This window comes from Nocardia sp. NPDC058640, from assembly GCF_042716995.1.
Lineage (GTDB): Bacteria > Actinomycetota > Actinomycetes > Mycobacteriales > Mycobacteriaceae > Nocardia.
Window position 1 is genome coordinate 86,549 of sequence record NZ_JBHXRG010000001.1, and the last position, 11,982, is coordinate 98,530.

At 68.4% G+C, this 11,982-nt stretch carries 13 protein-coding genes; 7 read left to right on the forward strand and 6 right to left on the reverse strand.

Annotation, left to right across the window (positions count from 1 at the left end; translation table 11 throughout):
• Nucleotides 1-136: 136 nt before the first annotated feature.
• Entirely contained in the window at nucleotides 137-1,816 is a 1,680-nt protein-coding gene (locus ACFWU5_RS00475; RefSeq protein ID WP_379265647.1) for an Eco57I restriction-modification methylase domain-containing protein, read from the forward strand.
• On the opposite strand, the gene ACFWU5_RS00480 is transcribed toward ACFWU5_RS00475, so the two are convergent.
• From ACFWU5_RS00480 to ACFWU5_RS00490, 3 genes are all read right to left on the reverse strand, one after another.
• Nucleotides 1,793-2,407 carry a TetR/AcrR family transcriptional regulator gene (locus tag ACFWU5_RS00480; protein WP_379246814.1) on the reverse strand — a complete coding sequence of 205 codons (615 nt, stop codon included), beginning with the start codon at nucleotides 2,405-2,407 and terminating at the stop codon, nucleotides 1,793-1,795. The genes ACFWU5_RS00475 and ACFWU5_RS00480 overlap by 24 nt on opposite strands.
• 13 nt (nucleotides 2,408-2,420) lie before the next feature.
• Complete coding sequence (locus tag ACFWU5_RS00485; protein ID WP_379246816.1) at nucleotides 2,421-2,603, reverse strand: hypothetical protein; 183 nt, start codon at nucleotides 2,601-2,603, stop codon at nucleotides 2,421-2,423.
• Between the two features lie 115 nt (nucleotides 2,604-2,718).
• On the reverse strand, nucleotides 2,719-3,234 hold the full coding sequence (locus tag ACFWU5_RS00490) for a gamma carbonic anhydrase family protein (protein WP_379246818.1): 516 nt from the start codon (nucleotides 3,232-3,234) through the stop codon (nucleotides 2,719-2,721).
• 160 nt (nucleotides 3,235-3,394) lie between these two features.
• Between ACFWU5_RS00490 and ACFWU5_RS00495 the strand changes: the two genes are divergently transcribed.
• A complete protein-coding gene (locus ACFWU5_RS00495) occupies nucleotides 3,395-4,024 on the forward strand; it encodes a hypothetical protein (RefSeq protein ID WP_379246820.1) in 630 nt (209 codons plus the stop codon).
• Nucleotides 4,025-4,123: 99 nt separating this feature from the next.
• On the opposite strand, the gene sigJ is transcribed toward ACFWU5_RS00495, so the two are convergent.
• Nucleotides 4,124-5,059 carry an RNA polymerase sigma factor SigJ gene (sigJ, locus tag ACFWU5_RS00500; RefSeq protein ID WP_379246822.1) on the reverse strand — a complete coding sequence of 312 codons (936 nt, stop codon included), beginning with the start codon at nucleotides 5,057-5,059 and terminating at the stop codon, nucleotides 4,124-4,126.
• 117 nt (nucleotides 5,060-5,176) lie between these two features.
• Between sigJ and ACFWU5_RS00505 the strand changes: the two genes are divergently transcribed.
• On the forward strand, nucleotides 5,177-6,115 hold the full coding sequence (locus tag ACFWU5_RS00505) for a cobalamin biosynthesis protein (RefSeq protein ID WP_379246824.1): 939 nt from the start codon (nucleotides 5,177-5,179) through the stop codon (nucleotides 6,113-6,115).
• Between the two features lie 40 nt (nucleotides 6,116-6,155).
• Here ACFWU5_RS00505 and ACFWU5_RS00510 read toward each other — a convergent pair whose 3' ends face one another.
• Both ACFWU5_RS00510 and ACFWU5_RS00515 read right to left on the reverse strand, forming a co-directional pair.
• Entirely contained in the window at nucleotides 6,156-6,998 is an 843-nt protein-coding gene (locus tag ACFWU5_RS00510) for an SURF1 family protein (RefSeq protein WP_379265648.1), read from the reverse strand.
• Entirely contained in the window at nucleotides 6,998-7,495 is a 498-nt protein-coding gene (locus tag ACFWU5_RS00515; protein WP_379246828.1) for a low molecular weight protein-tyrosine-phosphatase, read from the reverse strand. The genes ACFWU5_RS00510 and ACFWU5_RS00515 overlap by 1 nt, the downstream gene beginning before the upstream one ends.
• Before the next feature lie 44 nt (nucleotides 7,496-7,539).
• Here ACFWU5_RS00515 and cobC point away from each other — a divergent pair, with 44 nt between their 5' ends.
• The 4 genes from cobC (at nucleotide 7,540) to ACFWU5_RS00535 (ending at nucleotide 11,942) form a co-directional block, all read left to right on the forward strand.
• Nucleotides 7,540-8,580 carry an Rv2231c family pyridoxal phosphate-dependent protein CobC gene (gene cobC, locus ACFWU5_RS00520; RefSeq protein ID WP_379265649.1) on the forward strand — a complete coding sequence of 347 codons (1,041 nt, stop codon included), beginning with the start codon at nucleotides 7,540-7,542 and terminating at the stop codon, nucleotides 8,578-8,580.
• A gap of 154 nt (nucleotides 8,581-8,734) precedes the next feature.
• Entirely contained in the window at nucleotides 8,735-9,850 is a 1,116-nt protein-coding gene (locus ACFWU5_RS00525) for a Nif3-like dinuclear metal center hexameric protein (RefSeq protein WP_379246832.1), read from the forward strand.
• Between the two features lie 189 nt (nucleotides 9,851-10,039).
• A complete protein-coding gene (locus ACFWU5_RS00530; protein WP_379246834.1) occupies nucleotides 10,040-10,777 on the forward strand; it encodes a zinc ribbon domain-containing protein in 738 nt (245 codons plus the stop codon).
• 16 nt (nucleotides 10,778-10,793) lie between these two features.
• Nucleotides 10,794-11,942 carry a bifunctional RNase H/acid phosphatase gene (locus tag ACFWU5_RS00535; RefSeq protein ID WP_379265650.1) on the forward strand — a complete coding sequence of 383 codons (1,149 nt, stop codon included), beginning with the start codon at nucleotides 10,794-10,796 and terminating at the stop codon, nucleotides 11,940-11,942.
• The last annotated feature ends 40 nt before the right edge of the window (nucleotides 11,943-11,982 follow it).

An 11,982-nucleotide genomic window follows, 5' to 3' on the forward strand; every position in this document is an offset into this window, starting at 1 on the left:
TAGCAGTTGTGCCGATCACGCGGCAGGGTAACTCGGGGGCGTCGGGCGGGTGGCGAGAGGAGCGCGACGCCGATCCCGGGGCGGCCGGGCTCGCGCCTGCGGCACATCGGGGCAGTTCCGGGGCACAATCGAACGTATGGCTTTGCAGGCCCGCGACGCGCAGGAGCGCAAACGGCACGGCAGGCACTACACGCCACCGGAGCTCGCGCGGTTCCTGGCGCGACGGGCGCTGCGGTACGTGCCACGCGCCGGGGTGCTGCGTGTGCTGGACCCGGCGTGCGGGGATGGCGAGTTGTTGTTGGCGGTGCATCGGGAAATCTGTTCCAGCGCACCGGATCTCGAGGTCCAGCTCGTTGGATTCGATCTGGATCGACGGGCTGTCGACGAAACCTGCACGCGTGCGGCGGCTGCCGGAGTCGAAATCGACTGTCGGGCAGTGGATTTTCTCACCGCTTCGGATGGTCTCGCTGACGGATCGTTCGATTTGATCATCAGTAATCCGCCGTATGTCCGAACCCAGCAGCTCGGTGGCGCGACGGCCCAACTGCTGAGCAAGCAGTTCGGTCTGCGTGGGCGGATCGACCTCACTCACCCCTTCGTTGCTATCGCGCCGCGGCTGTTGACTCCCGGTGGTGTGCTCGGGTTGCTGTGTGCCAACAGGTTTCTCACCACGAGGGCCGGGGCAAACCTGCGCCGGATCCTCACCAGCGAGCTGACTCCGGTCGAGCTCTACGACCTGGGTGATACGAAACTGTTCGCGGCCGCGGTGCTGCCCGCGATCACCGTCGCCTTGCGCGCGAACGGGCCGCCGAACTGCCGTTACGTCTCGGTCTACGAGGAGCTGGGTGTCGAACCTGATTGTGGGACTGGACTATTCGATGCATTAGCAGGTGAGGACGGCTGTCGTGTCGGTGCCGGGGGCCGGGTGTTCGCGGTGGAGGTCGGCGTATTGGTGACGGGGGAAGTTACCCCCACGGTGACGGCAGGCTCTGACACCGCCTGGCGGATGTCGCGCCCCGCGATCGACCACTGGCTCGGCCGGATCGCCGACCGCACCTGGCGATCATTCGGTGAGGTCGGGCGCATTCGAGTGGGGATCAAGACGACCGCGGATCGGGTATTCATCTCTGACCAGTGGGATCAGAAGGATCCCAGCCCTGAGCCGGAACTGTTGCGGGAGTTGATCACTCACCATGATCTCCAACCCTGGCAGGTCGCGATGAGCAGGGGAACGAAGGTGCTGTATCCCTACGACCTGCTGCAACCGCGTCGCACTCCGATCGACCTGGCCGAATACCCGTGCGCGGCAGAGTATCTCCGCTCTCACGAACAAGTGCTGTCGGGCAGACGGTACGTGCTCGACGGTGGTCGGAAGTGGTTCGAGATCTGGGTGCCGCAACGCCCACACTTGTGGCGCGCACCAAAGTTGGTGTTTCCCGACATCAGCGAACGACCCCGCTTCGCGCTGGATCGCTCGGGCGCGGTGGTCAACGGCGACTGCTACTGGATTTCGCTCACCGATCTCGGTGACGCGCCCACCGATCTGGCGTATCTGCTGATGGGCGTGGCGAATTCGACGCTGGGGTTGAAGTTCTATGACGCGGTGTGCGGGAACCGTCTCTACTCGGGTCGACGTCGCTGGATCACCCAATATGTCGCCCGGCTGCCGCTGCCCGATCCTGCCTGCCCGGCGGCCTGCGAGATCGTGCGGAGAGTGCGTGCGCTGTTGGAAGACGGTGTGCCCGTGGCGGACTCGTGTATCGATGAGGTCGTTGCGGCGGCCTTCGGTGTCTCAGCGGATGCCGACCATGGGTAGCAGTGTGCGCCGCGCGAACTCGCGCCCGGCCTCCGCGTCGTCGAGCGGGATGAGCCCATCGGGGGTCAGCGCCAGCGACAACGCCAGCCGCGCCATGACCTCGGCGACCAGATCGGGGTCGAACTCGGGCACCGGTGCGCTGACCTGCAGTTCGCGCAACTTGTCGGCCAGATACGCGCGGCCCACGGCCAGGATCGGCCCGGCCTGCGTGGTCAGGCGCGGCAGAATGATCTCGGGCTCGGTGGCCAGCAGTCGGCGCAGCAGTTCGTTGCCCGCGATGGTGGTGACGAACGCGACGAAGATCTCGACCAGGTGCTCGCCGGGCTCGGTGACCGCGCGCACGCGCTCGTCGATATCGCGGACATAGCGTTGCGCCTCGCGCACACCGACCGCTTCGACCAGCTCGTTCTTGGAGTCGAAGCGTCGGTACAGGGTGGCCGGGCTGATGCCGGCCCGCCGCGCGATCTCGCCCATGCTCGTGCGCTTGATCCCGAAATCCAGAAACGCCGACAGCGCACTGTCGAGCAGCTTCTCCCCGTCGGTGACGGGCTTTTCCAGTATCCGCGCGAGGATGGACGAAACGGTAGGCATTGCCCCATTATCCCTACGGGGACAGATCCAGCGCTGCCATCTCTTGTTCGATCGCATTGGCCGCGAAATGCACACCGCGCGAACGCAGTTCGTGCACGCGCGATTGCAGCGCTTCGATCCCGCCGGGCTGGGCCGCGATGTCGGCCAGGCTCAAGCGCCCCGCCGCTCGGCGCACACCGGAATGCACGTATGCCACCGTGATACCTCCTGCCTCGCGTACCCGGAGCCGATCGTCGCTCTGGTGATCGGACGCGATACGCAGGACAAATGCTATCAGGTTTACCTACTGGACACTTGCTCAGTGTGAGCTGTCACAACACCTCGGCGTCGCGGTGGTTGGTCAGGTTGTGCAGATACACCGCGGCGTTGAGCTTGATGCCGTCCTGCTGTGCCTGCGTGAGTTCGCGCCGCACCTTGCCCGGCACGCCGGCCACCAGTGAACCGGGCGGAATCTGCGCCCCCTCGGGGATCAGCGCGTTGGCCGCGATCAGACTGCCCGCACCGATCACCGCGCCGTTGAGCACCGTGGCGCCCATGCCCACGAGCACATCGTCGCCGATGGTGCAGCCGTGCAGAATCGCGTTGTGCCCCACCGAGACTCCGGCTCCGACGGTGAGTTCGAAACCGGGGTCCGCGTGCAGCACGCAGCCGTCCTGGATGTTGGTGCGCGCGCCGATGGTGATCTGCTCGAGGTCGCCGCGCAGCACCGCCGAGTACCAGACGCCGACCTCCGCGCCCAGCCGTACCTGGCCGATGACGGTCGCGTTGGGCGCGATCCAGGCGGTCTCGTCGATCTCGGGCGTGGCACCGTTCACCTTGATGATCATGGTTGTGATTATCGCGCCGCCCCGGGGAACGGTGCGCGGGGGGCTGCCAACACACTCCTGACGGCGGCCGACGTCAGATCGAGTGAAATGTTTTCGGCGCGCGAGTCGATGTCACGAATAGTTCTGCTATCTAACATCTTTCGTGGGCTGAGGAGCCGAAATGTTGCGGAAAGTATTGAGGGGCAACCAGTTGCGTGCGGCGTTCGTCGTGCTGGTCGGCCTTGTGGTGCTCGTGCTCGGCGCTTGCTCGTCGGGAGGAGACTCGGGGGTCTCGCGACCGAGCTCGGTGACGAAGACTTCGGTCACCGTGACGAAGTCGGTGACGGCCACGAGTTCGCCTACGGCGTCTACTGATCCGGGTGGGGCGGGTCCGGAGTCGTCGTATTACCACTCGCCCACGCAGCCGCCCGCGGTCGCGCCGGGGGAGATCCCGCCGGGCTACAACTGCGTTCCGGGGCCCGATTGTGGCACCGACAACTGTGGTGACCAGTGCGGGGTCGAGACCGGTCCGGGTTGCCCGCCAGGGGTGAAGCACTGCGGGACCGACAACTGCGGTGACCAATGCGGGGTCGAGACCGGTCCGGGCTGCCCGCCGGGAGTGAAGCACTGCGGCACCGACAACTGCAGTACCGAGGCGTGTGGGGTGGTTCCGCCGCCGGTCACGACCACCGTCGCCCCGACCACGACTGCGCCGGTCACCACCACCTCGGAAACGGCGGCGCCGACCACCACGATCCCGGCGACCGCACCGGAAACCACGTCGAGCCAGTCGGCTGCACCACCGGCATAGGCCGTGCTGTTTGCGCTTCGGCGCTGATGGACAAGTGATCACCAGGCTCTGGTGCAGGATTCGAGCGGCTGAAATCTGCATCAGAGCCTGGTGATCTTGTTACTGGCCGCCGCCCAGGTACCAGTCGGGGGCGCCGTCGGTGGGCAGGTCGCGGAGTTTGTCGGGATTGCGGACCACATTGATCGCCACGACCCGGCCCGCGTCGACCACGAACGAGAAGACTCCGGTGTGGGTGCCGTCGAACACCACCAGCCCCGGCATGCCGTTGACCAGCACCGCCCGGCCCCACCCGTCCGCCGCCGAGGGCGCGTGGTACCAGCCCAGCAGCATCTTCGCGATGAGTTCCGCGCCGCGCACCGGCTGCCGGATGGCGGGCACCTTGCCGCCACCGTCGGCGGTGAGCACCACCTTGTCGTCGAGGATGCCCAGCAGCGAACTCAGGTCACCGGAGCGCCAAGCCAGCGCGAAGGCCGAGACGACCTTCTCCTGTTCGACAGGCGACGCCGGAAAACGTGGGGTGCCGTTCTCGACATGCTTGCGAGCCCGCGACGCCAGCTGACGCACCGCGGCCGGGGTGCGCCCGACGACCTCGGCGACCTCGGGACCGGTCATGCCGAACACGTCTTGCAGCACGAACGCGGTGCGCTCGGCCGGCGACAGCGACTCGAGCACGACCAACAGCGCGGTGGTGACGCGCTCGTCCTGGGAGATGCGGTCGGCGGGATCGTCCCAGGACGTGACCTCCGGTTCCGGCAGCCACTCGCCGACATACTGCTCGCGACGGGCACGCGCCGACCCGAGTTGGTCCAGGGCCAGACGGCCGATGACGGTGGTGAGCCACGCGCGCAGGTTGTCGATCTCGTCGGCTTTGCCCGCGTCGAACTGGCGTTGCAGGCGCAACCACGCGTCCTGCACCACGTCCTCGGCGTCGCTGATGCTGCCCAGCGTGCTGTAGGCCAGGCGCCGCAGATAGGGACGGTGTTCCTCGAAGCGGCGGGCCAGCTCGGCCTGATCCAGCGGCTGCGGTGCGGTCATGGTGTGCGCCCGTTCGGTTGATCTTGCTCGGTTCCGGCGAGTCTAGAAGCGCCGTCGCAGTGATGACGAACCAGCGGGCGTGGGTGTGACATTCGGGCTGCCCGCTACTGTCGGCCGGTGCGTACAGGGATATCGACGGCGGCCGGGCTGGTGCTGGGATTCGTGCTCGATCGGGTCTTCGCCGATCCCGCGCGGTGGCATCCGGTGGCTGGATTCGGTTCGGCGGCAGCGGCTTTGGAGAAAGTGACCTATGCCGATGATCGGCGGGCCGGGGTGGTGCACGAGATTGTCGCCGTCGGGTCGGTGGTGGGGATCGGTGTGCTCGCCACCCGTGTCGGTCGTGGGGGTGTGCTGGTGACTGCGTTGGCCACGTGGACTGCGCTGGGTGGGCGCAGTCTCGCGCGTGCCGGGCGTGCCATGGCTGACCGGCTCGACGCCGGCGATCTGGCGGGGGCACGTGAACTGTTGCCGTCGCTGTGCGGGCGGGACCCGTCGGTCCTCGATGCCGATGGATTGGCTCGTGCGGCGCTGGAATCCATTGCCGAGAACACCTCGGATGCGACTGTCGCGCCGCTGGTGTGGGGGGCGGTCGCGGGGGTGCCGGGGGTGCTCGGATATCGGGCGGTGAACACGCTCGACGCGATGATCGGGTATCGAAACGAGCGGTACCTGCGGTTCGGGTGGGCCGCGGCTCGAGTGGACGATGTGGCGAATTTGGTGCCCGCCAGGGTGGCTGGGTTGTTGACCGTTGCGCTCGCGCCGGTGGTGGGGGGCCGGTCGGGGTCCGCTTGGCGGGCTTGGCGGCGGGACTCGGGGAAGCATCCGAGTCCGAACGCGGGGGTGGTCGAGGCGTCTATGGCGGGGGCGCTGGGGGTTCAGCTCGGGGGGCGGACGCAGTACCGGCATGGGGTGGAGTTGCGGCCGACGTTGGGGGAGGGGCCTGCGCCGACGACTGGGGATTTGCGGCGGGCTGTGGTGATGTCGGAAGTGGTGCAGGTGGGGGCGGTTGTGGTTGCGGGTGTGGTGGGGATGGTTGTTTCGCGAAGGCAGAGATGACCTGGGTTTTGGTGATTCCGGGGGCTGGTAGGGGGCGCGGTCAGTTGCGGCCGTAGCGGTCGGCTAGGCGGGCTTCGGTGGTGGGTGTGGTGGGTTCCGTAGTGGGTTCCGTGGGCGCGGTTTCGGCCTTCTCTCGGCGGCGGGCGCGGAGTTCGGCGACTACGAAATAGCCGAGGCCCAGTGGAGCCATCAGGCCGAAGGCCAGCCATTGGAGGCCGTAGGACAGGTAGGGGCCCGCATCCAGTTGGGGGAGGGGGGTCGGGGTGAAGGCGCCGGGTTGGTCGGCGGCCAGTTGGAGGTAGCCGCCCTTGTCGGTGCCGGTGGGGATGGGTGTCAGTTCGGTGCCGAGGACGGTGGATTCCTGAGTGGTGTCGACTGTGTACACCTGACGGAAACCGTCCTGGGTGGTCGGAAGTTTGTCGGGGACAACGCCTTCGGAGGCTCGGATGCGGGCTTCGATGCGTTGCGGGCCGGGGGGCGGATCGGCGATCGCGGGTGGGCGGGTGCCGTCCACGGAGGCGACCAGGCCGCGGTCGATCAGCAGGGTGCGGCCGTCGTCGAGGCGGAAGGCGGCCAGCACGGCGTAGCCGGGGGCGCCGTCGAGGTGGCGCAGGCGCACCAGCACTGTCGACTCGGGGACGAAGGTGCCGGTCGCGGTGACCTTGCGCCATTCGGTGTGGGCGTCGGAGTCGCCGAGGACTTCGGTCACCGGTACCGGGTCGGCCTGGACGGAGTCGGCGATCAGTTGATTGCGGTGTTCGGTGCTGTCGTTCTTGCCCAATTGCCAGGGGGCCAGGACGGTGAAGCACAGGTAGGCGAACGCGCCGACGATCACCGCGAGGATCAGCCAGCTGGGGCGCAGCAGGAAGGTGAGTTTGCGCATCAGCGTGGCACGTCGGCGCGGGCGTCGAGTTCGGCGTGGACCCAGTCGAGCAGGCCGGGGATGGCGGCTTCGATCTGGTCGCGGACCAGGTCGAAGTCGGACTGGTCGCCGTAGTACGGGTCGGGGACGTCGAGGCCGTTCGCGGCGGGGTCGAAGCTGCGCAGCAGTGCGCGCTGGTCGGACGGGACGCCGCGGTGGGCGAGTTCGCGGTCGTGGCCGGTGTCCAAGGCGACGATCAGGTCGGCGTCGCTGTGCTCGGGTCCGAAGGTGGCCGCGACGTGCTCGGCGGCGTAGCCGGCGCGGCGCAGGGTGGCCTCGGTGCGCGGGTCGGCCGGATCGCCGACATGCCACGAACCGGTGCCCGCGCTGCTCACCCGCACCCGGTTCGCCAGACCGGCACGGTAGAGGTGCGCCTCGAACATCTTCGCGGCCATCGGCGAGCGACAGATATTGCCTGTGCAGATGAAGGTCACGTGCAACGGTTCCACGGGTCCCATTGTCGCCGGTGCCGCCCGATCGGCGCCACGTAGGGTGTTCAGTTGTGTTCCCCGACGCAGTCGACCCCGCGATGTTGCGCCACCACGGCGATGTGGAAGCGCGCCCGGGCATGGTCGATTTCGCGGTGAACGTCCAGGGTGTCGCCCCGCCTTCCTGGCTGCGCGAACGCCTCGCGGCCCGCCTGACAGACCTCGGCCGCTACCCGAGCGCCGACGACGAACTCGCCGCCCGCACCGCCGTCGCCGCCCGTCACGGCCGTTCACCCGACGAGGTCCTGCTGCTGGCCGGCGCCGCCGAGGGCTTCGCGATGCTGCCGCGTCTGGGGTCTCGCCTGGCGGCCGTCATCCACCCGTCCTTCACCGAGCCGGAACTGGCCCTGCGCGAGGCAGGTGTCCCGGTCACCCGCGTGATCCTGGACCGGCCGTACACCCTCGACCCGACCCTGGTCCCCGAAGAAGCCGACCTGGTCGTCCTGGGAAACCCCACCAACCCCACCTCGATCCTGCACCCGGCCGAGACGATCCAGGCACTGCGCCGCCCCGGCCGAATCGTGGTCGTCGACGAAGCCTTCGCCGACGCGGTGGTCGGCAGCGAACCGGAGTCGGTGGCAGGCGTCTCCGCTGCGGACGTGCTGGTCTTCCGCAGCCTCACCAAGACCTGGGCCCTGGCCGGCTTGCGCTGTGGTTACGTGCTCGGCGCCCCCGAGGTGCTGGCACGGCTTGCGCACGGGCGCCCCCACTGGCCGCTGGGCACCCTGCAACTCGAGGCGATCATCGCCACCGCGCAACCGGCCGCCGTCGCGGAGTCCCGCCGTTACGCCGAGCGCATCGCCGTCGACCGGGCCGCCATGAGCGAACGTCTCACCGCGCTGGGCATCGACGTTCACGCGCCCGCGACTGGCCCGTTCCTGCTGCTGCGGGTCACCGACGGAGCGCTCGTGCGCAAGCGCCTCGCCGACCGCGGGATCGCCGTTCGCCGCGCCGACACGTTCCCCGGACTGGGTCCCGACCATCTGCGCGTGGCGGTGCGCGGTGCCGCGGAAGTCGACCGGTTGATCGATGCGTTGAACGCGGCACTGTGGTGAGTCGCCTGCGCCGGGTGAGAACCGTCGACTCGGTGCCGACCGGCTCGCATCAGAAATACCGGTCATGGCGGGCGCGAAGCCGCCGATCACCCGAAACGTTTGCACCGCAAGATGATTCGATAACCATCATTCCCACGAAACGAAGGAGGCGGCGGTGACCGACCTGGCCGAACTGATCGCGGTACTCGACACGGCATACCCGCCGAGACTGGCCGAGAAGTGGGATTCCGTGGGCCTGGTGTGTGGTGATCCGGCGCAGGAAGTCACCAAGGTGATGTTCGCCGTCGATGCGACTGCCGCCGTGGTCGACGAGGCGATCGCCTGGGGCGCACAGGCTTTGGTCGTGCATCACCCGCTGCTGCTGCGTGGTGTGGACACCGTCGCCGCCGATACGCCCAAAGGCGCACTGCTGCACCGTTTGATCCGATCCGGGTGTGCGTTGTTCTCCGCGCACACCAACGCCGACTCCGCCGATCCGGGCGTCTCCGATGCGTTGGCCGCCGCCGTCGGTCTCACTGTCACCGGCCCGCTCGATCCGAAACCCCTTGCCTCCGTGGACAAGTGGGTCATCCAGGTCCCGCAGACCCACACCGCTTCGCTCATGTCGGCACTGTTCACCGCGGGCGCGGGCGCAATCGGTGATTACCGCGAAGCCGCCTGGTACACCGCGGGCACCGGCCAGTTCCTCCCGGTCGACGGCGCGAACCCGGCGATCGGCGCGATCGGCACCGTCGAAACCGTCACCGAAGACGCCGTCGAGGTAGTCGCACCCCCGACCTCGCGCCTGGCCGTGCTCGCCGCCCTGCGCGCCGCGCACCCCTACGAGGAACCCGCCTACCACGTCACCGAACGCGCACCCCTGCCCTCCTCGCTGGGCATCGGCCGCATCGGCGAACTCGCACAACCCGAAACCCTGCGCGAATTCACCGCGCGCGTCGGCGTCGGCCTCCCCCGCACGGTCTGGGGCGTACGCGCGGCAGGCGACCCCGACCGCATGATCGAACGGGTCGCGGTGTGCGGCGGCGCAGGCGACTCCTACCTCGACAAGGCCATCCGAGCCGGCGTCGACGCCTACCTCACCTCCGACCTGCGCCACCACCCCGTCGACGAACACCTACGCCGCGGCGGCCCCGCCCTCATCGACGCCGCCCACTGGGCCACCGAGTTCCCGTGGTGCGGCCAGGCCGAACAGTTCGTCAACGCCGCCCTGCCCTCGGTGGAAACCAGCGTCTGCACCCTGCGCACCGACCCGTGGACGCTCACCGGCTAGGCCCGCCGTGCTGTTCATCGCGTGAGCTGCCTCGCATCCGCTCCGGTGGTATCGGGTGGGATCAACCTCCTGGACGCGCCGCACCAGCATTTCCAGTGACCGCGGTCTTCGGGTCTTGGCGAGATCACCCCTCGCGGCGCGGTACGGTTGATCGATCCCATCCATCCACTGTTCAGGAGTTCGTGCGCGTTGAATGTCGAACCGTCGGTCCAGACCAAGCTGCTGCAGCTGGCAGCAGTAGATGCCGAGTCCGCGCGCATCGCCCACCGTCGTTCCGCGCTGCCCGAGCAGCTGGAAGTCACCCGGCTGGCCGCCGAGCGCAACGGCTACAAGGACGCGGCCGTGGCGGTGGAGATCGGCATCGATGATCTGGACCGCGACATCCGCAAGCTAGAGGGCGAGGTCGAGGCCGTGCGCAAGCGCGAGGACCGCGACCGCGGCATGCTCACCGCGGGCACCGTCGCCGCCAAGCAGCTGTCGGAACTGCAGCACGAACTGGGCAGCCTGGAGCGTCGCCGCTCGGTGCTCGAGGACGAGCTGTTGACCGTGATGGAACAGCGCGAGGCGATGATCGCCGACCACGCGCACGCCGGCGCCCGGCTGAGCAAGGCCGACCAGGACCTCGGCGACGCCGAACGCCTGCGCGACGAGGCGATGGCCGACCTGGAAGTGGCGCAGCAGCGGTGCGAGAACGACCGGTCCGCGCTGATCGGACTGTTCCCCGCCGAGCTGATCGCGCTGTACGAGAAGCAGCGCGCGGCCAACGGTGTGGGCGCGGCGCTGCTGCAGGCCCGTCGCTGTGGCGCGTGCCGGATCGAGATCGACCGCGGCGAGATGCAGCGCATCGCCAAGGCCGCGCCCGACGCGGTCCTGCGCTGCCCGGAATGCAGCGCGATCATGGTGCGCACCAAGGAATCGGGGCTGTGACCGGATCGGTGCGCTGATGCGTTCGGTGATCGTCGAAGCCGACGGTGGTTCGCGCGGCAATCCGGGCCCGGCCGGGTACGGGGCGGTGGTCTTCGCCGACGATCACGTGCGGGTGCTCGCCGAACGCAAGGAGTACATCGGCGTGGCCACCAACAATGTGGCCGAATATCGTGGTCTGATCGCGGGTTTGGCGGCGTCGGCCGAGTTGGGCGCGCGGGTTGTCGCGGTGCGGATGGACTCCAAGCTCGTCGTGGAACAGATGTCGGGGCGCTGGAAGATCAAGCACCCCTCGATGATTCCGCTCGCCGAGCAGGCGCGGGCTTTGGTCGCCGGGTTCGATGCGGTGAGCTTCGAATGGATTCCGCGCGCCGAGAATTCGCACGCGGATCGGCTGGCCAACGAGGCGATGGATGACGGTGAGATCACCGGCACCGTCCGCGAAGCTGTCACCGCCGGGTATGCCCCCGGTGACGAAGTCGCCGTGCCGACATCGAGCACCGCGACGAAATCGGTTGCTACCAACCAGGTTTCGCCCGGCTGGACCGGCGCGGTCGGCAAACCCACCCGCCTGCTGCTGCTACGCCACGGCCAGACCGCGCTGTCGGTGGAAGGCCGCTACTCCGGTCGCGGTAACCCGCCACTGACCGAACTCGGTCGCGAACAAGCCGCACGCGCCGCGAAAATGCTTGCGAACAAAGGCGATATCGCCGCAGTGGTGAGTTCCCCGCTGCAGCGTGCCCGCTCCACCGCCGAAGCGGCCGCCGCCGCACTCGACGTGCCGCTGCGAATCCTGGACGGCCTCACCGAAACCGACTTCGGCGACTGGGAAGGGCTCACCTTCACCGAGGCCGCCGAACGCGATCCGCAACTGCACAGTGACTGGCTCGGCGACCCGTCGATCCCCGCGCCCGGCGGCGAGAGTTTCGACCAGGTACGCGAACGCGTCGAAGGCGTGCGCCGCGATCTGATCGCGCTGTACCCCGGCCAGAACGTGGTCGTGGTCAGCCACGTCACCCCGATCAAAACCCTGCTGCAGCTGGCCCTGGGCGTTGGCCCGTCGCTGCTGTACCGCCTGCACCTGGACCTGGCGTCGCTGTGTATCGCGGAGTTCTACCCCGACGGTGGCGCCTCGGTGCGCCTGGTCAACGACACCTCTTACCTGTGAGCTAGCAGCTTGTCACCCGGGCACGGTACGGTCGCCCGGC

Excerpts from the sequence above, each read along its gene's own strand:
- ACFWU5_RS00475 (WP_379265647.1), top strand. The coding sequence starts at position 137 with ATGGCTTTGCAGGCCCGCGACGCGCAGGAGCGCAAACGGCACGGCAGG.
- ACFWU5_RS00480 (WP_379246814.1), bottom strand. The coding sequence starts at position 2,407 with ATGCCTACCGTTTCGTCCATCCTCGCGCGGATACTGGAAAAGCCCGTC.
- ACFWU5_RS00490 (WP_379246818.1), bottom strand. The coding sequence starts at position 3,234 with ATGATCATCAAGGTGAACGGTGCCACGCCCGAGATCGACGAGACCGCC.
- ACFWU5_RS00495 (WP_379246820.1), top strand. The coding sequence starts at position 3,395 with ATGTTGCGGAAAGTATTGAGGGGCAACCAGTTGCGTGCGGCGTTCGTC.
- sigJ (WP_379246822.1), bottom strand. The coding sequence starts at position 5,059 with ATGACCGCACCGCAGCCGCTGGATCAGGCCGAGCTGGCCCGCCGCTTC.
- ACFWU5_RS00510 (WP_379265648.1), bottom strand. The coding sequence starts at position 6,998 with ATGCGCAAACTCACCTTCCTGCTGCGCCCCAGCTGGCTGATCCTCGCG.
- ACFWU5_RS00515 (WP_379246828.1), bottom strand. The coding sequence starts at position 7,495 with ATGGGACCCGTGGAACCGTTGCACGTGACCTTCATCTGCACAGGCAAT.
- ACFWU5_RS00535 (WP_379265650.1), top strand. The coding sequence starts at position 10,794 with ATGCGTTCGGTGATCGTCGAAGCCGACGGTGGTTCGCGCGGCAATCCG.